The sequence below is a fragment of the Mucilaginibacter gossypii genome (genome assembly GCF_017569325.2).
GTDB lineage: Bacteria > Bacteroidota > Bacteroidia > Sphingobacteriales > Sphingobacteriaceae > Mucilaginibacter > Mucilaginibacter gossypii.
Genome location: NZ_CP071878.2, coordinates 6,750,067 through 6,770,840, shown reverse-complemented (window position 1 = coordinate 6,770,840; position 20,774 = coordinate 6,750,067). Strand labels below are relative to the sequence as shown.

The window sequence follows — 20,774 nt, the reverse complement described above, 5'->3', positions numbered from 1 at the left end:
ACTAATTACGCCTTTACAGCAAATTCCTTTTTCATTTTCCTAAGGCTTGCGGCAATACTGGTATCAACCTGCCTGTCACCTATAGTTAACACAAAACCGCCTATCAAAGCCGGGTCAACTTTAGTTTCCAGCACTACTGTACCGCCAACTGATTGTTGCAATTCGGCAACCAATGTTTTCTTATTAGCTTCAGAAAGCGCAGTAGCTGATGTTACCTTAGCTTTGGTGATATGGTTTTTAACATTGTACAGGTTAATGTACTCGCCGGCGGTAAAATATAATACTTCGCCGCGCCCTTTGTTAACCATCAGCTTAAAGAAAGCGATAGTAGTTTTGCTAACCTTATTTAAAAATATCTCGTCAAGGATCTTGATCTTTTTTGAATGAGATATAATAGGATTAGCCAATACTGCTACCAGTTCGGGGCTGCCCTTCAGGGTTTTTAAGAAAAGATCCATATCGGCTTTGACCTCTGCAACAATTCCTTGTTCCTGTGCAAGATCAATGATCGATTTGGCGTACCTGGTTGCTACCGTGATTTCTGACATGTTTTTTTATTTCGGATTTCGAATTTTCGATTTCGGAATTTTCAATTTGAATTTCGGTTTTGAATAGATCAGCGAGTACCGGATTAAATCCGAAATCCTACGCCCCAAATCCGAAATCTTATAACTTCACTTCTTTTAATAACTGGCTTACCAATTCGTCTTGTTGCTGCTGATCTTCAAATTGCTTACGAAGGATCTTCTCGGCAATCTCCAAAGATAAAGTAGCTACCTGGTTTTTAACATCAGCTAAAGCAATTGCTTTTTGGTTGTTAATTTCAACACGGGCAAGCTCAATCATACGTGCACCTTCTTTGTGTGCAAGTTCTTTAGCATCAGATACGATTTGATCTTTAGCTTTACGTGCTTCAGACAGGATCAGGTCGCGCTCTGCACGGGCTTGTTTAATTAACAATTCGTTCTCGTTAGTTAAACGGCTCATTTCTTCTTTAGCAGCTTCTGCTTTTAATAAAGCATCTTCAATTGAACGTTCACGCTCGCCAATGGCTGCCATGATCGGTTTCCAGGCAAAAGCCCTTAATAAAATAAGCAAAAATACAAATGTGATCGTTGTCCAGATAACCAAACCCCAATCAGGTAATACTAACTCCATTTATTTTATATGATAACGTTATACTATAGTTCTAATTAATACTATTCATTCAAGTAAAAACCGGTGTGTAACCAACCGTTACACGGCCCGGTTTTTATTTTTTAAGGGTAAAATTATTTGTTACCCAAAAGTGCAACAATCACACCGAAAAGAGCAACACCTTCAACAAGTGCGGCAGCGATGATCATGGCAGTTTGAATTTTTGAAGCAGCTTCCGGCTGACGAGAGATACCTTCCATCGCTTTACCACCGATTTGACCGATACCAATACCTGCACCGATAACTGCTAAACCTGCACCTAATGCAGCAATACTTCCAACCATTGTTTTTAAATTTAAATGAATATAGTGTTATTATTAATTACAAATTATTAATGATGATGCTCCTCAACAGCGCTGCCAATAAACAATGCAGTAAGCATTGTAAAGATGAAAGCCTGCAGGAAAGCAACCAGCAATTCTAACACGTCGATAAACAACGCGAAGGCGATCGACACCGGCGCTACAGCTACTGTACCGAAGATGAAGATCAATGAAATCAGCGCAATAACAATAACGTGGCCTGCCATAATGTTAGCAAACAAACGCACCATTAACGCAAAAGGCTTCGAAATGATACCAGCAAGCTCCACTACCCACATGATTGGGTACAGCCAGAACGGAACATCAGGAGCAAATATGTGTTTCCAATAATACTTGTTACCGTTAAAGTTAACCACTATAAGAGTGATAACTGCAAGCACCATAGTTACCGCGATATTACCTGTAAGGTTTGAACCTCCCGGAAAAAACGGCACCATACCTATCAGGTTATTGATCAGGATAAAGAAGAACATGGTTAACAGCAGCGGCATAAACTTAGCATACTTGTAACCGATATTAGGCAACGCAACCTCATCACGAATGAAAAGAATAAGCGGTTCCAATAATGACTGCAAACCTTTTGGCGCTTTACCTACACGTTTTTTGTATGATCCGGCCACGGTAAAGAAGATGAGCAACAGCAAAACTACCGATAACCACATCGAGCAAACATTACGGGTGATCGACAAGTCGAACACTTTAGCGCTTTCGTCAACGGTTTTACCATCTGCAGCAACAGCTTTTACTTTGTCTTTAACCAAAGCATAAGTATGATACTTTCCCTGATATACTTCTTCGCCTTCATGACCAAATTTTGAAGCCATGAAAAACTCCAGTCCGCCATCGGTATAAAGAAGCACCGGAAGTGGCACAGCAATCTTTCCACCAATGTGGAAATAATGCGAATCGGCAATGTGTTCAAGGATGGTAGCGTTGGCGTCAAACTTTTCTTTTTCGCCGCTTTCAGCAGCAGCTTCAGTAGTGTTTTTTTCTTGTACAGCCTGTACTTTTACCGTTACAAACAGCGAAAAAACGCTTAAAAGGATACCTAAGGTGATTTTTTTTGAGTTCAAAACAGGCCTAAAATCCATTAGCAGAGAGTTTTTTACTTTAATTTTTGGTTGCGCAAGGTACATAATAAGCCGTAAATTTCAAAGACGAGGTTGAAGAAATATACGTAAAAAAAATTGGCAATAAATATCACCCCGTTTACTTTGATTTTAAGTAAAAAAAACAGGCAAAAAAACATACAGGTCAAAAGCTTGATCATGGTAGCACCAAGGAAGGTTTGAGCATATATTTCCTTGTTGATTTTGGTTACTATCAGTATCGAAATAGTGGTAATAAATGTGAGCCCGGTTACAAAACCAAATATCACCCAAAAGTGAGGGTCAAGCCAGGAGGCATGAGCAGACCTGCTTAACAAAAACGGCGGTACTGCTATGATAACGGCAAACAGTAGAAACGATAAAGTAGTGATAAGTAATTTCAATTTTTAACAGATCGGATAACGATATATAAAGCAATGAACACCCCAATAAGGGCCAGTACCGCTGTAGCCCATTTTACATCGTGCTTACCGGCTTCATCAATCTTATAGCCGGCAAAGGAAAAAATGCCGATAACAACTATCATCTGAAAACCGATGCTGCTATATTTAGCATAAGCATTTAAAGGCTTCCCAAACTCATCTTTGTTATTTTCGTCATTTTCGGGCATGCGCAAATTTATTAAACCTATTGCATAATCTTTAGTATTTTAGCAATGCTTTTTTAACTACCATATAGCATTGAGGCGATTATCATCATTCTATAAATCAAACACCCACTTTTTTTTTCTGTTTGCAGTTATACTGGTAGCGGCAGGTTGTTCGCTTGAAAAACAAAGCGGGTTTAACCGCACCATGCAAAACCTCACAGCCCACTACAACATATTATTTAATGCTAACGAAATTTTAAGGCTCAAGCAGGAAAGCTATGCAGCATCTTTTCCCGATGCCTATAGTGAACTATTAAATGTTTACCCCGATACCACCGCACAAACAGGTACGCCTGATAAGGACCTGGAAGAAGCCATTGTAAAAGCCAACAAGATCATCAGTATTAAGGAGCAAAGCCATTATTTAGGTGATGCTTACCTGGTCCTGGGCAAATCCCGCTACCTGGAGGCTAATTATTTTGATGCTGTTGAGTATTGTAATTATGTAACCCGTTCATTTGGCAAACAAGCTAATTTAAAACAGGAGGCTTTGGTATGGAAAGCCCGCGGGCTTATGTACCTTAACCAGTTACCTTTAGCTAAACTGGTAATTGATTCGGCCATACAGGATATCAACCCTAAAAAAAATATTACTGCCGATGTTTACGCCACCAAGCTGCAATATGATATCTTAACCCAAAACTATGCCGAAGCCGAAGAGATGGCTAAACTGGCCATTAAATACAGTTATATCAGCAATCTCAAACTCCGCTGGATATTTATCCTGGGCCAATTACAGGAACTCAACCTCAAGCCGGCCGATGCCTATGAAAGCTATACCCGCATAGTTAAAAGCAACGCCAGTTTTGAAATGGCATTTAATGCCAACCTTAACCGGATCCGCATCCGCGACAATCAAAACGGTATTAAAGCCAGTAAGATCGACCTATTACGTGCCCTGCTTAAGAATGAAGACAATGCCGATTTTTACGACCAGATCTATTACCAGATTGGTGAACAACAGTTCAAAGCCGGCGAAATCGACAACGCGCTGAAAAGTTACAAGCAATCGGTACGGGTTAGCACCAAAAATCAAAACCAAAAAGGGCTGTCATACCTGCGCATTGCCGATATCAACTTTAAAAACAAGGCCGATTACGCAAACGCCAGGCTTTATTATGACAGTACGCTCAATAACTTGTCGACAAATTATCCCGGTTATCAGCTCATCCGCAAAAAGGCCGATAACCTGCAGATCCTTACCCGCCTGCTTGAAACCATCTCGCGCGAAGATACCCTGCAAATGCTTGCCGCTTTGGATGAAAAAGCCCGTGATGCCCATATAGATGAAATGGTAGCCCGCAAAACACGCCAGCAGCAACAAGCCGCTTTGGAAGCCACCGGTGCCGCTGCCAATGTCAATAACGGCACTATGTCAAATACGCTCGACAGGAACAGTAATTCATCTTCCTCAAATAAAAACAGCGGCAGTACGTTTTACTTTTACAATAACAGCGCCATAAACCAGGGTTATAACGACTTTAAGCGTTTATGGGGCAACCGTAAGCTGGAGGATAACTGGCGCCGCAGCAGGCGTTCAAATACTGGTATTCCTACAGCCAATACCGGCATTGGCTCACAGGTTAATGATCCGGATGCGCCTGTTGGCAGCGCAGCTTATAATACTGCCAATGTATCGGCAGGCACTTTTAGACAGGACCTGGTTAAAAACCTGCCTCTGACTCCCGCCCTACTGCAGCAATCAAATTTCAGGGTTTATAACGCCTATTTTGAAATGGCTAATTTTTATCGCGATGTATTGGAAGATAAAAAGGAAGCTATTGCCACTTACGAAACCCTGCTTGCGCGTTTCCCTCAAAGCAACGATAAGCCTTCAGTTTATTATAACCTGTACAGGCTTTATGCCGATATAGACGCTGCAAAGTCAAACGATTACAAAAACAGGCTGCTTAAAGAGTATCCGGAAAGTGTATTTGCTAAAGTAATTCTCGATCCGGATTATGCACGCAAGCTGGCAGATGTAGATGCTGTATTTAACGGCTTTTATAACGAAGTGTACAATCAGTATGCTCAAAAGCAATACGCAAAAGTGATTGAGAAAGCAAATGATTTGCTTAACAAATATCCTGACAATCGGTATGCAGCGCAGTTATACTATCTGAAAGCTATTGCTGCCGGGCATATGGAAAAGTTGCCGCCATTTCAGGCCGATCTGCAGTTAATCGCCGCAAAATATCCGCAGGATAAGCTCATCGCCCCACTGGTAAACCAACACCTGGCCTATATCGATTCGAACAAGGTCGAAATAGCTGCGCGTCCGGTGGTATTATTTAATGATGATCCTAACGAGATCCCTTTTACCCCACCGGTAGCATATCAAAAACAAACAGAATACCGTCCGCCATATACCCCATCGGCACAAAATGTAACTCCCCAGGAGCGCCTGCCCGAACGGGACACGCATATAATAGCCGGGGCTAAAACATCGGCACCACAAATTCAGCAGGCTGCAATTCAACAACCAAAACAACTTGCCGTAGGCCAGATCCCTTTACCGCAACACCAAATGCCGGATACTTCAAGGGATATAGCCACGCAGCAGGCACCTAAACAAAAAGATATTGTGGCTACGGTTCACCCGGCCGCCATTAACAATACACCAGCGGTAAACTACATATTCAGCAAGCGCGACAGCAGCAACTATTACTTTGTGATAAATGTATCCAGTGGTACAACTAATCTGGCTTCTACACGTTTTGGAGTAGGGCAGTTTAACCGTACACGATACACCCGCAGCGAAGTAATCCACCACGTTAAAAGCGTTGGCGAAAATAACCAGCTGATATACGTTGGCCGTTTTTACAGCCTTGCCGATGCTAAAGATTATGCACGTACCATTGTACCTCTGCTACCCGATATTATGAAGGTTCCAAAGGATAAATACAGCATTTTTATCATTACCAAAGAAAATCTGGATAAATTAGCAACCCAAAGTATATTGGATAGTTATTTTGACTACTATCAGAAATTTTATTAGAAAATGAGAACCACTAACACAAGGTTTAACTCGAAAAATCAACTCCAGCCTGCAGATATAAGAAGATACAACTGGTACATATGGCGAATTGTGCTTGGCCTTTTTGCTTTTGTTGTTATGATGATAACACTCACTATTTTTGATGTGTTTGGTCAGCTGCCTTCGTTCCGCGACCTGGAAAACCCCAAGAGCAACCAGGCTACAGAGATCATCTCGTCCGACAAACAGGTATTGGGGACTTACTATATTCAAAACCGTTCCAACGTTACTTACCGCGAACTGTCACCAAACGTAATTAACGCTTTGGTTGCTACCGAAGATAAACGCTTTTATGACCATTCAGGTATTGATTTTGGCCGAAGTTTTACCATTTTCGCGCATTTGCTTATTGGGCAAAAGCAGGGTGGCAGTACCATAACACAACAGCTGGCGCTTAACCTTTTTTCAGAACGATCTGCCAATCCATTTAAGCGGATCATTCAAAAACTACAGGAGTGGGTTACAGCTGTTAAGCTTGAACGTCATTACACCAAAGAAGAGATCCTCACCATGTACCTCAACACGGTCGACTTTGGTGCTTATAACACTTATGGCATCAAATCGGCCGCGCGCACTTATTTTAACACTACGCCAGATAAACTAACACCCGATCAGGCTGCCCTGTTAATAGGCATGGTTAACGGCCCGGGCATTTATTCGCCTATCCGTCACCCGGATAATGCACTTAAAAGGCGCAACCTGGTACTAAACCGTATGGCCGAACAAAATTACCTGAGTGAAGGCCAGGTTGAAGAATATAAACGCAAGCCACTTGGCCTTGATTTTCACCAAAACAATCATTTTGACGGACTGGCTCCATACTTCCGTTCGGTATTGAAGAAAGAGCTTCAAAAGATCTTTAAAGAACAGAATATTAACCGCCCTGATGGCACCCCTTACGATCTTGACCGCGACGGCTTAAAAATATATACCACCATTGATGCCACCATGCAGCAATATGCGGAGGATGCGCAGCGTGATTATATGAAAGATTTGCAGGCACAGTTCAATGACCACTGGCGCGGCCGTAACCTTTACAAAAGCATCCACAACTTCAAATTTTTGCTTGACCAGGGCATGCAAAAATCTGACAGGTACAAACAACTTAAACAACAGGAAAAATCTGACGAGGAGATTGAAGAAAACTTCAAGACCAAAACCATGCTTAACCTGTTTACCTGGCACGGCAATATCGATACCATGATGAGGCCAATTGACAGTATTATCTACTGTAAAATGCTTTTGCGTAATGCTCTCATGAGTATGGACCCCACAACCGGCTATGTTAAGGCATGGGTTGGCGGCACCAACTTTGAACATTTTAAATACGACCAGGTAAAGAATGGCACCCGCCAGGTAGGTTCAACAGCCAAACCATTTACTTATGCTGTGGCTATCGACAACGGCTACTCTCCATGTATGAAAATCAATAACGTGCCTGATACTATCCGTGGTTATGGCGCGCCGTGGTGCCCGCGCTCGTCGCCATCCGAAACTTTGCCGGGCTTTATTACTTTAAGGCAGGCATTAGCACACTCACAAAACTGGGTTACGGCCCACGTTATGGGCGAGGTTAAACCAGAACCTGTTGTTGATCTGATCAAAAAAATGGGTATTACAACCAATGTTCCGCCTTATCCTTCAATTTGCCTGGGTACGTTTGATGCCTCTGTTTTTGAGATGACGGCCGCTTACTCCGCTTTCGCCAACCACGGCCTGTGGACAGAGCCTACTTATATTTTACGCATTGAAGATAAAAACGGCAACGTGTTGTACACCCATACTCCGCGCGTGGTGCAAGCCATGAACCCGCAAACGGCTTATGTGATGACCTATATGCTTAAAGGAGTTATTGAAGATGGTACCGGTTCAAGATTAACCTATAAATATGGTTTACGCAACCCTATCGGTGGTAAAACCGGTACAACTCAAAATAACTCCGACGGTTGGTTTATAGGTATAACTCCGCAGTTGGTCACCGGCTTATGGACAGGTTGCGAAGATCGTGACATTGCCTTCCAGAGCACCCGTTTGGGCGAAGGTGCCAACAGTGCCCTGCCGATATTTGCGCTGTACATGAAAAAGGTATATGCCAATGCAGCTTTAGGCATCAAAAAGAATGTTGATTTTGATGCCCCAGCAAATGGAGTTAGCATCATATTGGATTGCGGGGCCTATAACCAGCAACAGCAGGGAACTACTGAGGTAGATAAGAAATTGGGATTCTGATAGTTCATTAGTTCATTGGTAAATAGTTTAATAGCATGAGCCATCACTCGCGCGAAGATTTAGAGGCATACAGATTGGCTGATACTTTCAGCGATGAAATTTGGTTTATCGTAAGTGAGTGGGACTATTTTACCAAGGATACTGCTGGTAAACAAATGGTACGTTCTGCCGATTCAATTAGCGCGAATATTGCAGAAGGCTATGGAAGATACCATTACAAGGAAAACCGCAATTTCTGTTATTTTAGTCGGGGTTCAATTTTGGAAACCAAAGGCTGGCTTCAGAAATCAAAGAAAAGAAACCTGATAACTGATGAGCAATTCAATGATCTGTTTGAAAAATTACAGGTCATCCATATCAAATTAAATTCATACCTAAAGTTTATTGGCAAACGCGAGGGCAATAAAGGAGACCAATAAACAATAAGCTATGTTTCATTGGTAAAACAACCGCCAAGCAGACCAATGAACTAATGAACCATTGAACTAATGAACCAATTCGATTACAGGGCAGCTTTAAAAAACATTCCTCACAAACCCGGGGTTTACCAATACTGGGATAGTGAGCAGGAACTGATATATATTGGTAAGGCCAAGGACTTGCGCAACCGTGTTGGCTCGTATTTTAACCAGGATATCCATATCAATGCCAAAACACGGGTACTGGTATCCAAAATCCGTGCTATAACTTTTACTATCGTTGACACCGAGGTTGATGCCTGGCTGTTGGAAAACAGCATGATCAAAAAGCATCAGCCGCGCTACAACGTTATGCTGAAGGATGATAAAACCTATCCATGGATCATCATTAAGAACGAAAACTACCCACGCATCTTCTGGACCCGCCGTATAATAAAAGACGGCTCTAAATATCTTGGGCCCTATGCATCGGTGAGCATGATGCATAATATTTTGGGACTTATCAAGGAAACTTACCCTTTACGTACCTGTAACTTACAGCTCACCCGCGAAAATATCGACAAAGGAAAGTTTAAAGTTTGTTTGGAGTACCAGTTGGGCAACTGCAAAGGCCCCTGCCAAAACTACCAAACAGAAGAAGACTACGATAACAGCATTGAGGAAATCAAGGATATCCTCAATGGCAAGATAGGTGCAGTTCTTCGCCGCTTAAAAAATGAGATGGAAGCAGCGGCCATGGAAATGAATTTTGAGCTGGCGCACCGGCTTAAACGCAAGTTTGAATTGCTGGAAAATTACCAAAGTAAATCAACTGTTGTTAACTCTTCGATTACTGATGTTGATGTGTTCAGCATCGCATCTGAAGAGAAGCTGGCATTTGTAAACTTCCTGAAAGTGATGAACGGCACTATCATCCAAACGCAAACCATCGAACTAAAAAAACGCCTTGACGAAAGCGACGAGGAATTGCTTACGCTGGCCATATCCGAGTTCAGGAGCCGTTACAGCAGCGACAGCAAGGAAATCATCGTACCGTTTGATATCGATCTTGAGGATCATCCTAACATTAAATTCACCGTACCTAAACTGGGCGAAAAACGCAAATTGCTTGACCTTTCGCAAAAGAATGTACAGTTCTTTAAAAAGGAAAAGATTGACCAGTACGAGAAACTGAACCCCGAGATCCGCACCGAACGGTTGCTTACGCAAATGATGAAAGACCTGCGCATGAACCAACTTCCGCGCCATATTGAATGCTTTGATAACTCCAACTTTCAGGGCAAGTACCCGGTATCGGCCATTGTGGTATTTAAAGATGGAAAGCCCTCTAAAAAAGATTACCGCCACTTCAATGTTAAAACCGTTGAGGGACCTAACGACTTTGCCACTATGGAAGAAGCCGTACACCGCCGTTACCGCCGGATGCTGGATGAAGGAACAGAACTACCGCAACTGATAGTGATTGACGGTGGCAAGGGGCAATTATCCTCGGCAATGCATAGCCTCAAATTATTAGGCATAGATAAAAAAGTAACAGTAATAGGCATTGCCAAACGCCTGGAGGAGCTTTATTACCCTAACGATCAGTACCCCATGTATCTCGACAAAAAATCGGAAACACTTAAAGTAATCCAGCACCTGCGCGATGAAGCACACCGTTTTGGGATCACTTTTCACCGCAAAAAGCGCGATAAGGGCACATTGGCAACAGAACTTGAGTTGATAGAGGGCATAGGCAAAACTACAGCCGAAAAGCTGCTTAAATACTTTAAATCGGTAAAGAAGATCCGCGAAGCTAATGAGGAAATGCTGCTCGAAGTAGTAAATCTTAAACAAGCCAAAGCCATATTGGCTTATTTTAATACAGGAGCAGAAATTGAGCAAGGATAGCTCCCGGATTACTACACCTAAAACAACAAAGGCCTGGTTCAATCAACCAGGCCTTCTTTATATATTGATGTTTGTGATTTTTATTACTGAGCTATATAAAATGATTTTTGGTCGCCATCCTGGTAAACATGGATTGATTTTTTAACAACCTGGTTATTGGTGTAGATTTCCATGGTGTATTCACCATCTGCCAAACCGGTTAACACATAACCTTTGCTTACATCAGTTTTGCTCGGCACAATGTCTTTCAACAAAAGTTCATTGTCCTTGTTGTAAACTTTCACCATTGATTTCCCGCTTTCAGATTTTGCAAAGTTCACTGTCAAACCGCGATCATGATCAAGGGCTTTAAAGCTTACAACTTCTTTTGCTTTAGGGGTAACATCGTTAGGATCAACAAAGGCTTTGGCTGTTGTAGTAGCAAATACTCCTGCGGTTAATAATACAAATAAGGCTGATAATTTTATTGAGGTTTTCATGATCGTAAGGTTTTAATGTTTTAAATATGTTGTGTTGTTGTTTTCAATGATCAAATGAACAACATATATTTTAATCGCTAAAAAGTGTTATACCAGCTGCTGATATAAATAGACAAAGCCCCGAAAGGACTCGGCAAACGCTAAAATAGCACCATTTACACCACCTTCGGGAGTTGGTCGGATTTTTTGAGGAGTTAGTCGAAGGCTTTGAGTTATTGGTCAGGGGAAGAGTGAAAACTGCACATAAAGCGGGATTATGAATTAATAATTCATACTTGTCTTATCAGAATCATAAAAACAAAACAGGCGATGAAAATTCATCGCCTGTTTTGTAAAATCTTGTTTAATCTTAATGTATTAGTACTGCCAAAGATTAAGCTCCCAGTCAAGAAGGGACTTCTTAACCCTTTCTGATTCGTAAAGCTTATCAATGCCCTGAGCATAATCTTTTATACGCTCATCTTTGTCGTTACTTTCTTTAACGATATAACTGGTAAAGATGCGTTTTATAAACACGTCGTCAAAGCTCAAGCCTGTGGCATCACTGTTACGGCTAACCACTTCTTTGGTTGCAAGTACCGCGCGCGCTTCAGGGAAATAAATCCAAAAAGCAGGCTGAAAATCAATGTCAAGTGTACCTGTACCTTTAGGTTTAACCAAGGGAGCAATACCGATAATCCGGGGCTCAAATACAGAGCGCTGTTTATCAAAGATCCAATCTTCCTTAATGCGGAATTTAAGTACGCTATCAGGATTAAACTCACCTGCAACAAGCGTGGATGATATAACGTTATTATCCTTATCGCGCTTTTCAACCACACTGCTGTCAGATGCTAAACGGCCACGGGCCTGTGCACCTGTTAAAGGAGTAGTAAAACCATCGCCATTGGGATCATCCTTTTTTCCCGGAGTTGGGTCGTACGCGGTAAGCTCGCCTTTGGCTACGGCGTCAAGCAATACATCAATTAAACGGCCTTTGGGTGAAGCCAGGTACTGGTTCATCTTTTCGCGTACATCAATTTCGCGCCAAACGCGTTTGGCAAATGCTACATCATTTTCACGCAAGTTAGGATACGGTGTAACCTTGGCGTTTAAAATATTGTTCTTTTTGTAATAGCCGTCAAGCGGCCTGTCAAAAGGTTTTGCAGCAATTTTACTTGCAGTATCAAGGGGTTGCTGGCTGGTAACATTATCCGGCTGAACCTGTACAGGTTTCTGAGTTGTTTGCCTGGCGGTAGTTGCCTTTTTTGCCGGCGGCCTCTTGGTGCGTTTTTTTTGCGCATAAGCGCTTACACAAGCCAGGCACAGGATAACAACTAAAATTCTCTTTTTCATACGCGTTTAATTTGCGGATAATACAATAGGGTCAAGTGACCTCGGTGAATGGTCAGGGCCTACCGCAACGATATCCTTAAATATAACAGTAGTTCCTGGTGTAACCGTATTCAAAGCACTATGCATAGCGCCGGTTAATTCACCACCCGAGCCTGATAAAATAATGGCATCCTGGCGCGGTTTTACAACCAGCATAGTAAAGTGCGTTACGTTAAATTTAGCATCAAAGTCAAAGTTATCCAGCTGGGCAAAAAGCCTGTCTTGTGCCCTGATATTGGCCGAACTGGTGTTACCACCACTTTTACCTGCAAACTGTGGCTTAGGGTCAGGGATCCTTTTGATACGGAACTCCGTTGAACCTAATACCGCTCCTTTTGCACCGCTAACAGAAATCGTAGCTCTGCCTATACTGCTTACCGTAGCTGTATAATGCCCGCCCGAACCGCTAAGCGAACCGGCGCCGCTAAAATGCACATTTAAGTCGCTTGCTGCTACACCAGGTGCAGATACCGATATCGGGTTAGGAACACCAATATAAAGTACGTTCATTTTATCAGGAGAAATAACTGCCGAAGGCCTTGCAACCGTATATTCCTGCTTGAAAGGATAAGAATCATTTTTACCGGTTGTATTGTTTTTAACCGTGATAAAACCTTCTACGGTATGTTTTCCTTCGCCGCTCGCGGTAATGGTATAATTACCCTTACCGTCTGTAACAGATACCCTGCTACCGTTAACAGTAATATCAGGGTTTGATTTTGAATCGTATGCTGTCAAAAAGATCTGGGCAGTATATGGCTGTCCGGCTATCACATAGCTGCTTGGAGCTACCACTACTGCGCTAAACTTATCGAGCGTAACCTGAGCCTGGTCAATTTTACCTAATAATTTCTTAACTACTTCGTTTTCGGCGTTTTTGCTATCAGCTTCAATTTTGGCTAAAGTAGTGAGGGCCGCGCCTAAAGGTATGCCATCGCCAAAGTTAGCTTCCTGCCATGATTTTCTAACATCCCCATGCGGTTTAGGCGCTACGGTATTTAGTGAAAACTGTACGCCTACACTGTCCTTACCTAAAGCTACCATTAACCTTTGGCGGGTTTCATCAATTTTAGCTTTCAGTTTCTCCCCATTTTTTTGATTGATCATGATACGGGGCGATATATCCAGGTTATCCCGTGCGTCAACGTCATCAATCTCCGGGTTAATGCCGCCGCCTTCCTGAATCAGCTTTGCTTTCAGCTGTTCAACGTAGGTATTTAATTCTGCAGCTATAGCACTTGCCTGTTTAGCCTTATCATAAATTGGTTTCGCCCGTTCAGCCTGTTCTTTCAATTTTGTAGCCTCAAAAGCGCTGTATGTGTTTTGCAAACCAGTATTAACATTCCTGGTTGATGCATCCAAACTATTCGTAATATTCTTAAACGCGTCCAACAGGCTATCCGGTACGTTAAGGGCAATGAGGCCCAATAGTACCAGGTATAGTATACCTATCATTCGCTGTCTTGGGGTTTCCTTACCTCCGGCCATTTATTATAAATCTTTTCTGGTAATCAATCAATTAATTAATTATATTAAACACGCGGCTGGTTCATAGCTGTGAGCATGTTACCATAAATTGCGTTTAATGATGCCAGGTTCTTAGCCAATCGCCCTACCTCTTCCTTAAACTGTTTTGAATCATCCATTGATTCATTAAAGTTGTTCATGGTAAGCGAAAGGTTCTGGTAAAATTTATTCATTGATTTTAAGTGCGCGCTTGAATCTTGCAATTCCAGCTCGTAAACCGCATTAAGTGCCGATAAGTTTTTAGCCAATTGGTTAACCTGATCGTGATATGCCTTTGAATCAACATTGGAGTTTGCCATTTCGGTCAAATTGGCCGATGCCTTGTCAAATGACACACTTAGTTTTTCATAACTTGCAGTAGCCTCTTTAACTTTGCTTGTGAAAGCTATAGTAGCTTCCCCTGCATCGGTAACACGTGATATAGCGGCTACCTTATCGCCAAATGTACGTAAACCATCACCAAGGCTGCGCACCAGCTCAGGGCCAATTTTTGCGTCTTCCATCATTTTATCCAGCGCAGCAGTTGTTGAAGGGCTTGTATTACCACCGCCCCTTACAGTGGCTTTCGGAAGCTCTCCCTGAAAGTCTTCATTTAATTCGGGATACACACGTGCCCAGTTAATTTCTTTGTCTTCTCTCTGAAATCCTAATATAAAAAACAGTATAGCCTCAGTTATAAGTCCCCCTGCTATCCAGTAAGTGGCACCGGGCCAATGCAAAATCTTAAACATTAACCCTATAATCACCACAGTAGCACCCCATGATACGATGTTGCCTATTCCGTAAGGTTTTTTCTTTCCAGCCATAATAATTCAGAAGTAAACTTTTATTTTTTAATTTGATTTGCTTGCGTTTAACTAACTCTTGATTAGCGTTTATCTGTAATGTCGCGCCCTAAATATTTGGTGACGCAGCGGAAACCGATATATGATTTAGCAGTGTCCTGGTATTCGTAGGTCCGGGTTGAGTTTTGAAGAAAGTATCCAATATCTTTCCATGAGCCCCCGCGTACAACTTTACGCTTCAATATTTCGGGGTCGGTAGACTTAGCTTCGTAATTGAATGTTGGTGCAAGATCATGCACAAATGTTGACGCTGATTCGTCAAAAGCAGATAATGTCCATTCAGCTACGTTACCTGCCATATTGTATAAACCATAATCATTAGGGAAGTATGAATGTACCGGCACAGTATACGCGCCGCCGTCATCGGTATAATTACCACGCCCCGGCTTAAAGTTAGCCAGTAAACAACCTTTTGCATTTTTAATGTAAGGCCCTCCCCATGGATAATCGGTACCTATCCTGCCGCCACGTGCCGCGTACTCAAACTCGGCTTCCGTAGGTAAGCTGTAAGGTGCACGGTGCGGTAAATGGCGTTTATCTTTATAAGCGTCATTATAGCGTGTACGCCATACACTGTAAGCTCTGGCCTGCCTCCAGGTTACCCCTACAACAGGGTAATTACGGAATGCAGGATGTGAAAAATAACTTTCAACCATAGGCTCGTTGGCGGCATATGAAAAATCGCTTAACCAAACAAGCGTATCAGGGTATACCGCTACGGTATCACGAACAATGAAGTCGGAACGATGTTTTGTTTTATCGTTATGATGATCTGCAGCATCGCGCAGGGTAAACAAAGCGTAGTTATATTTAAGTAAGCGCACGTCAACCTCATTACGGTCAAACACACGGTCATCACCCTGGTAATACATACCCTGCAGTTTTTGAGTATTGTTTGCCTGGTTGCCTTTACTGCTCCAGATAGGGTTTTTCTTTACAAACTCCCAGTTGATGAATTTTTTACCGCCATTATTATTACCGGCGCCACCTTTGGGCTGAATGAAATACTTATTATCGTTGATATAATTGGTAATGGCTATTGAATCGCGCACCCAGTTTACAAACATTTTGTACTGACTGTTGCTGGTTTCGGTTTGATCCATAAAAAACGGAGAAACAGTAACCTGTTTAGTTTGGGCTATCTGGGCAAAGGTTACATCCTGATCAGTTTGCCCCATAAGGAAACTACCACCCGGAATATAAACCATTCCGTAAGGCACCTCAGCCCTGAATGATCTTGCAGGAACTCCCACAACTTCCCCCCGGTCACCGCCTCCGCGGCCACAACCACTTAATACACCACCTGCTAAAACAATTATTAAAAAGTAGATCTGCTTCATTTTACAATCAAAATCAGTTATATAACTATAACACAATGCAACGTCCGAATATATTACATTTTACTCAATGTAAGCTATAAAAAACGATAATTTGGCTTCTTGAACCGATAAACTGTGCACTTATCTTCTCAATGCCACACAAAACGCTATATAATTAACAAACCGCTAACCAATTGTTAACATGACAATTAGTTAGCGGTTATACGGGTAAATATGGTAAAAAGTTGCAGCCTGGTTAAATAAATTTCCAGTTTATTTGTTTACAAGCTTAACATACTGCTCAATAGCCATTGTCATTGACGGCGCGCCGGGGGTTGGAGCTGGTATATCCAAAATTAAGCCAGCCTCAAGCACTGCCTTATGAGTAGTCGCCCCAAAAGCGGCGATGCGTGTATTGTTTTGCTTAAAATCGGGAAAGTTTTTATACAGCGATTGTATACTTGACGGGCTAAAAAATGCTATAACATCATAAAACACATCGGCGAGGTCAGAAAGATCGCTGCAAACCGTGCGGAAAAGCACCGCTGGGGTAAAGTTATAACCGTTCTCCAGCAAAAAACGCTGCGTTTCTTCGGCAGCAACATCCGAGCATGGGTAAAGGAATTTTTCCGACGAATGCTTTTTCAAAACCTCTGCCAGGTCAGCAGCGGTTTGCTTGCCAAAAAAGATCTTACGTTTACGGTACTGAATGTACTTTTGAAGGTAAAGCGCTATGGTTTCTGAAAGGCAAAAGTATTTCATTTCAACAGGCACCTCAAAGCGCATCTCCTCGCATATGCGAAAAAAATGATCGGCAGAATTACGACTGGTAAAGATCACTGCGCTAAAATCAGCTAAGTTGATCTTCTCTTTTCTGAAATCCTTTGCGGGCACACCCTCAACATGAATAAATGATCTGAAATCAATTTTCAGGTTAAGCTTTTTAGCCAGCTCGGCATAAGGATTTTTATCATTTTCGGGCTTAGGCAAAGTAACCAGTATGCTTTTAACCTTTTTCTTTCTATCTTCCAATTCAGTGCTTTTAATAACCTAAATTTTAATATTCAATGCCTTTATTAAAATCAAAACAGGGCAAATTTCGAGGGCACAAAGATACGTAAATAAATAAAACTTATGAAATCGAAAGGTAGAAATTATATTTACGCTGCTCCTGATGTATTGCCATATAAAAATTACAATGATGATAATGAGCGTAACTGTAAGTAATACAGGAATGTATTGTGCACCAAGAAGGCTAAAACAAATAACCACGGGCAAAAAAACAAACGCGATATTAAAATAGGTAAGATGCAGAATATTAAGATATTCGGTCACCAGTTTATTAATATCAAACACAAATCCTAAAAACTTGAGTATTAAAAACTTGAGCGAAAATAAAACAATAATGACTATGGTAAGAAAAGTAAACAGGCCGCTTCCTGCTATTTTATAGTAAACGCCTTTGTATGCAGCCAGTTGATATAAAAACAAACCGAACGTAGCACAAAATAACAAAAACAAGCCCAGGAAAGCCCACGAACTAACCGGACTCTCTTCTTTACCGGCTATCGAAAGTACGCGTTTGCTGTAAAAAGAGGCAAATACATTGCTTACATCTTTGCCCAGGGCAAGGTTAAGAATAGCTGTATACAACAGCATGGCAATAATGAGCACAATAACCCAGGGATCACGCGAAGGGCGGTTATGCCCCTCCATTACCCTGCTCTTTGACCTGGAATGAAGATCAAGAAAGCCGTAGCCATGGTATAATTCGTGGGCAAAAACGCTATCGGCATATTCGGCACGCATGGCCGCATCAGGCACCCTGAGGTAACGCATAGCAATAGAGTCTGCAATAAATTTATCTCTGTTTTGCATGGCATAAGCTACCGAATCAAGCACCGAATTGCCGGGACGAAAAGCGCGTGTTGGTAATTTTACAGGCGTATCAGCCACTATTGAATCCTGTTGCGCAAAAGCAGCAGTACAATTCAATAAAAACAGCAGGCAACACCAAATAACCAAACAGATCCTCAAAGCTTAAAAAGGGCTTATTATTTTTTGCAAAAGTAGGGTAATTATCTGAACCAGAATTTTATCAATTAATATTTTTTTGAATTTATTTGAACCTTAAAAACTTGCTATTCATTAAAAAGTCGGATTCTTATAAAGAAAAGTCTAATTAATACAATTTGGGTAAAAGGTGCTAAAATATATTTGCTGCAGAATAAGCCAGGGTGGTTAACTGTTTAAGGGATGGCTGAAAATTTAGCAATATTAAGCAGTTATGTAAATTATTTGCCAAACCATTAGTCAAACAGCTCAACGCCGACATTACACCGATAATTAAACAAATAAGCTAAATACCAATCTGGAATATTTAAATTCTTTGCACTGTTTATTTAAATGCCAAAAGCGCTAATTATGAAAATAAATACCTGCTTATTACTACTTGTACTGTGTTTGTATTACAATGGATACGCCCAGCAAAAGACCATCACAATTAGCAGCCCCGACAAACAAATCAATGCCCACATATTCATCATCAAAGGCAAATTATTATACAACGCAGCAGTTAATAATACAATGTTAATAGCACCATCGCGCCTGGGTTTAACTGTTGATGGTATCGATCTGGGAGTTGAAACCAAATTTGCAGGTGCTACTTCAAATAAAAAGATAAAAGAAACCTATACTATCAACGGCGCTCACAAAACGGCACGTAACGAAGCGAATGAAATTATAATTCCTTTGCTAACAGCAGAGAAGAAATTCAACTTGATTGTGCGTGCCTATAATGACGGCATTGCTGTACGTTACACATTACCTTACGATACCAAAAAAATCAATGCCGACTCGACCTCATGGGAGTTTGCCGGAAAAGTAACGCAGGTTGCCTGGTCGGGTTATAACGAAGGTTATGAGGGCCTAAGCCATGTAACTCCATTGCCATCAGTTCCACAAAATACACCAATAATGGGGCCCTTAACTTTTAATGTAAACGGGATTTTTGCCTCGGTTTCCGAAGCTGATTGCGAAGACTTTTCAGACATGTCTTTTATACGTCATGATAATTCTTTCAAAGCAAACTTCCCCTTTTCACCCAACGGTTGGGATGTACAATCGGATAGCGATACCGAACATTCTGTACTTAAAGGCTTTTATGAAAATCAAAAAGTATCTCCCTGGCGAACAATTATCATAGCCCAAAATTTAACTGAATTAGTAAACTCAGACCTGCTCACGAATCTGTGCCCGGCACCACAAAAAGGCAATGACTTTAGTTGGGTAATGCCAGGCCGTTGCTTATGGCAATGGTGGAGCGTTGGGGCTCCCCGGTTTGCCGAACAAAGAAATTGGTATGATGCGGCAGCTAAATTAAAATGGGAATATTATTTAGTAGATGATGGATGGCGAAATTGGAGCGAGCCGGGTAAAGATCAGTGGCAGCTTTTGGGAGATGTAATAGCATACGGAAAAAGTATTGGCGTAAAATCAATTGTTTGGGTTGACTCTAAAGAAATGCGATCTGCAGCGGCACGCTATTCTTATCTAAAGCGAATCAAAGATCTGGGAGCAGCGGGCATTAAAATAGATTTCATCCCCCCTGCAACGTCATCTATTATGCAATGGTACATGGGTACCATGCAGGATTGTGCAGACCTTAAGCTGATGCTTAATTTTCACGGAAGTGTTAAGCCAACGGGATTGACAAGAACCTATCCCATGGATATTACAAGAGAAGCAGTTAGGGGTAACGAATATCACATGACCCGGTATAAAAGGACAGCGCCGTTAGACCATGACGTATCTGTGCCATTTACGCGTTTTACAGCCGGTACTGCAGATTTTACTCCGGTAATACTCAACCCGGAGCAACTTACATCGCAAAAATTCACCTGGGCCCATGAATTTGCTCAATCCATCGTATATCTTTCTCCTATTACACACTTCGCGGACGAATATAAATTTTACCTGGAGAGCCCGATGTTTGATTTATTTCAGAAGATACCCACAACCTGGGATGAGACAAAAGTTTTAAGCTGTACCCGAATGGGTGAAATTGTTGCTTATGCGCGTAAAAAAGGAAACACCTGGTGGGTTGGCGTAATGAATGGTGCCGATGCACGCGAAATCAAGGTTCCGCTAAACTTTCTGCAGCACTCAACAAAAGGGACATTGATATATGATGGAGCAGATACCAACGCATCTATTCACCGCGAAGAAAGATTACTTAGTCCCAAGGATACGATTACTATGAAGCTATCGCCGGGAGGCGGCTTTGCAGCTATGTTACAGTAAACAAGGCGTTATATGGCATATGGCGCGCAAGGGCACAGCCAAGCCAGTTAAGCACTTGTTTTGTATAACTATGCG

The 20,774-nt window shown here is 41.8% G+C and carries 18 protein-coding genes; 5 read left to right on the top strand and 13 right to left on the bottom strand.

What is annotated here, in order from left to right; genetic code table 11:
- Positions 1-5: 5 nt before the first annotated feature.
- The 6 genes from atpH to J3L18_RS29105 form a co-directional block, all read right to left on the bottom strand.
- Complete coding sequence (gene atpH / locus J3L18_RS29130) at positions 6-548, bottom strand: ATP synthase F1 subunit delta (RefSeq protein ID WP_090530328.1); 543 nt, start codon at positions 546-548, stop codon at positions 6-8.
- A gap of 118 nt (positions 549-666) precedes the next feature.
- On the bottom strand, positions 667-1,158 hold the full coding sequence (atpF, locus tag J3L18_RS29125) for a F0F1 ATP synthase subunit B (RefSeq protein WP_129568142.1): 492 nt from the start codon (positions 1,156-1,158) through the stop codon (positions 667-669).
- A gap of 113 nt (positions 1,159-1,271) precedes the next feature.
- Entirely contained in the window at positions 1,272-1,481 is a 210-nt protein-coding gene (atpE, locus tag J3L18_RS29120; protein ID WP_110585792.1) for an ATP synthase F0 subunit C, read from the bottom strand.
- A 47-nt stretch (positions 1,482-1,528) separates the two neighbouring features.
- Positions 1,529-2,593, bottom strand: a complete 1,065-nt coding sequence (gene atpB / locus J3L18_RS29115) for a F0F1 ATP synthase subunit A (protein ID WP_223266097.1) — start codon at positions 2,591-2,593, stop codon at positions 1,529-1,531.
- Between the two features lie 32 nt (positions 2,594-2,625).
- Positions 2,626-3,012 (bottom strand): hypothetical protein, encoded by a 387-nt coding sequence (locus J3L18_RS29110; RefSeq protein ID WP_129568140.1) that lies wholly within the window; start codon positions 3,010-3,012, stop codon positions 2,626-2,628.
- Positions 3,009-3,239, bottom strand: coding sequence for an AtpZ/AtpI family protein (locus J3L18_RS29105; protein ID WP_129568139.1), 231 nt, complete (start codon positions 3,237-3,239; stop codon positions 3,009-3,011). Before J3L18_RS29105 ends, J3L18_RS29110 begins: the two co-directional genes overlap by 4 nt.
- Before the next feature lie 70 nt (positions 3,240-3,309).
- On the opposite strand from J3L18_RS29105, the gene porW reads away from it, so the two are divergent.
- From porW to uvrC, 4 genes are all read left to right on the top strand, one after another.
- Positions 3,310-6,276 (top strand): type IX secretion system periplasmic lipoprotein PorW/SprE, encoded by a 2,967-nt coding sequence (gene porW, locus J3L18_RS29100; RefSeq protein WP_129568138.1) that lies wholly within the window; start codon positions 3,310-3,312, stop codon positions 6,274-6,276.
- A gap of 3 nt (positions 6,277-6,279) precedes the next feature.
- On the top strand, positions 6,280-8,544 hold the full coding sequence (locus J3L18_RS29095) for a transglycosylase domain-containing protein (protein ID WP_176844528.1): 2,265 nt from the start codon (positions 6,280-6,282) through the stop codon (positions 8,542-8,544).
- 35 nt (positions 8,545-8,579) lie between these two features.
- On the top strand, positions 8,580-8,963 hold the full coding sequence (locus J3L18_RS29090) for a four helix bundle protein (protein ID WP_129568137.1): 384 nt from the start codon (positions 8,580-8,582) through the stop codon (positions 8,961-8,963).
- Positions 8,964-9,032: 69 nt separating this feature from the next.
- Positions 9,033-10,853, top strand: a complete 1,821-nt coding sequence (gene uvrC, locus J3L18_RS29085) for an excinuclease ABC subunit UvrC (RefSeq protein WP_129568136.1) — start codon at positions 9,033-9,035, stop codon at positions 10,851-10,853.
- A gap of 83 nt (positions 10,854-10,936) precedes the next feature.
- Here uvrC and J3L18_RS29080 read toward each other — a convergent pair whose 3' ends face one another.
- The 7 genes from J3L18_RS29080 to J3L18_RS29050 form a co-directional block, all read right to left on the bottom strand.
- Positions 10,937-11,332: a hypothetical protein gene (locus J3L18_RS29080; RefSeq protein WP_129568135.1), complete on the bottom strand. Its 396-nt coding sequence runs from the start codon at positions 11,330-11,332 to the stop codon at positions 10,937-10,939.
- A gap of 357 nt (positions 11,333-11,689) precedes the next feature.
- Positions 11,690-12,667: a type IX secretion system ring subunit PorN/GldN gene (gene porN, locus J3L18_RS29075; protein ID WP_129568134.1), complete on the bottom strand. Its 978-nt coding sequence runs from the start codon at positions 12,665-12,667 to the stop codon at positions 11,690-11,692.
- Between the two features lie 6 nt (positions 12,668-12,673).
- Positions 12,674-14,194 carry a type IX secretion system motor protein PorM/GldM gene (gene porM / locus J3L18_RS29070; protein ID WP_091171860.1) on the bottom strand — a complete coding sequence of 507 codons (1,521 nt, stop codon included), beginning with the start codon at positions 14,192-14,194 and terminating at the stop codon, positions 12,674-12,676.
- A 44-nt stretch (positions 14,195-14,238) separates the two neighbouring features.
- Positions 14,239-15,039: a type IX secretion system motor protein PorL/GldL gene (gene porL / locus J3L18_RS29065; protein ID WP_091171858.1), complete on the bottom strand. Its 801-nt coding sequence runs from the start codon at positions 15,037-15,039 to the stop codon at positions 14,239-14,241.
- A gap of 62 nt (positions 15,040-15,101) precedes the next feature.
- Complete coding sequence (porK, locus tag J3L18_RS29060) at positions 15,102-16,418, bottom strand: T9SS ring complex lipoprotein PorK/GldK (protein ID WP_129568133.1); 1,317 nt, start codon at positions 16,416-16,418, stop codon at positions 15,102-15,104.
- Positions 16,419-16,670: 252 nt separating this feature from the next.
- A complete protein-coding gene (locus J3L18_RS29055; RefSeq protein ID WP_090530369.1) occupies positions 16,671-17,429 on the bottom strand; it encodes a uroporphyrinogen-III synthase in 759 nt (252 codons plus the stop codon).
- 18 nt (positions 17,430-17,447) lie between these two features.
- On the bottom strand, positions 17,448-18,353 hold the full coding sequence (locus J3L18_RS29050) for a DUF4271 domain-containing protein (RefSeq protein WP_129568132.1): 906 nt from the start codon (positions 18,351-18,353) through the stop codon (positions 17,448-17,450).
- A gap of 468 nt (positions 18,354-18,821) precedes the next feature.
- Between J3L18_RS29050 and J3L18_RS29045 the strand changes: the two genes are divergently transcribed.
- Positions 18,822-20,699: a glycoside hydrolase family 97 protein gene (locus J3L18_RS29045; protein WP_129568131.1), complete on the top strand. Its 1,878-nt coding sequence runs from the start codon at positions 18,822-18,824 to the stop codon at positions 20,697-20,699.
- Positions 20,700-20,774: the final 75 nt, after the last annotated feature.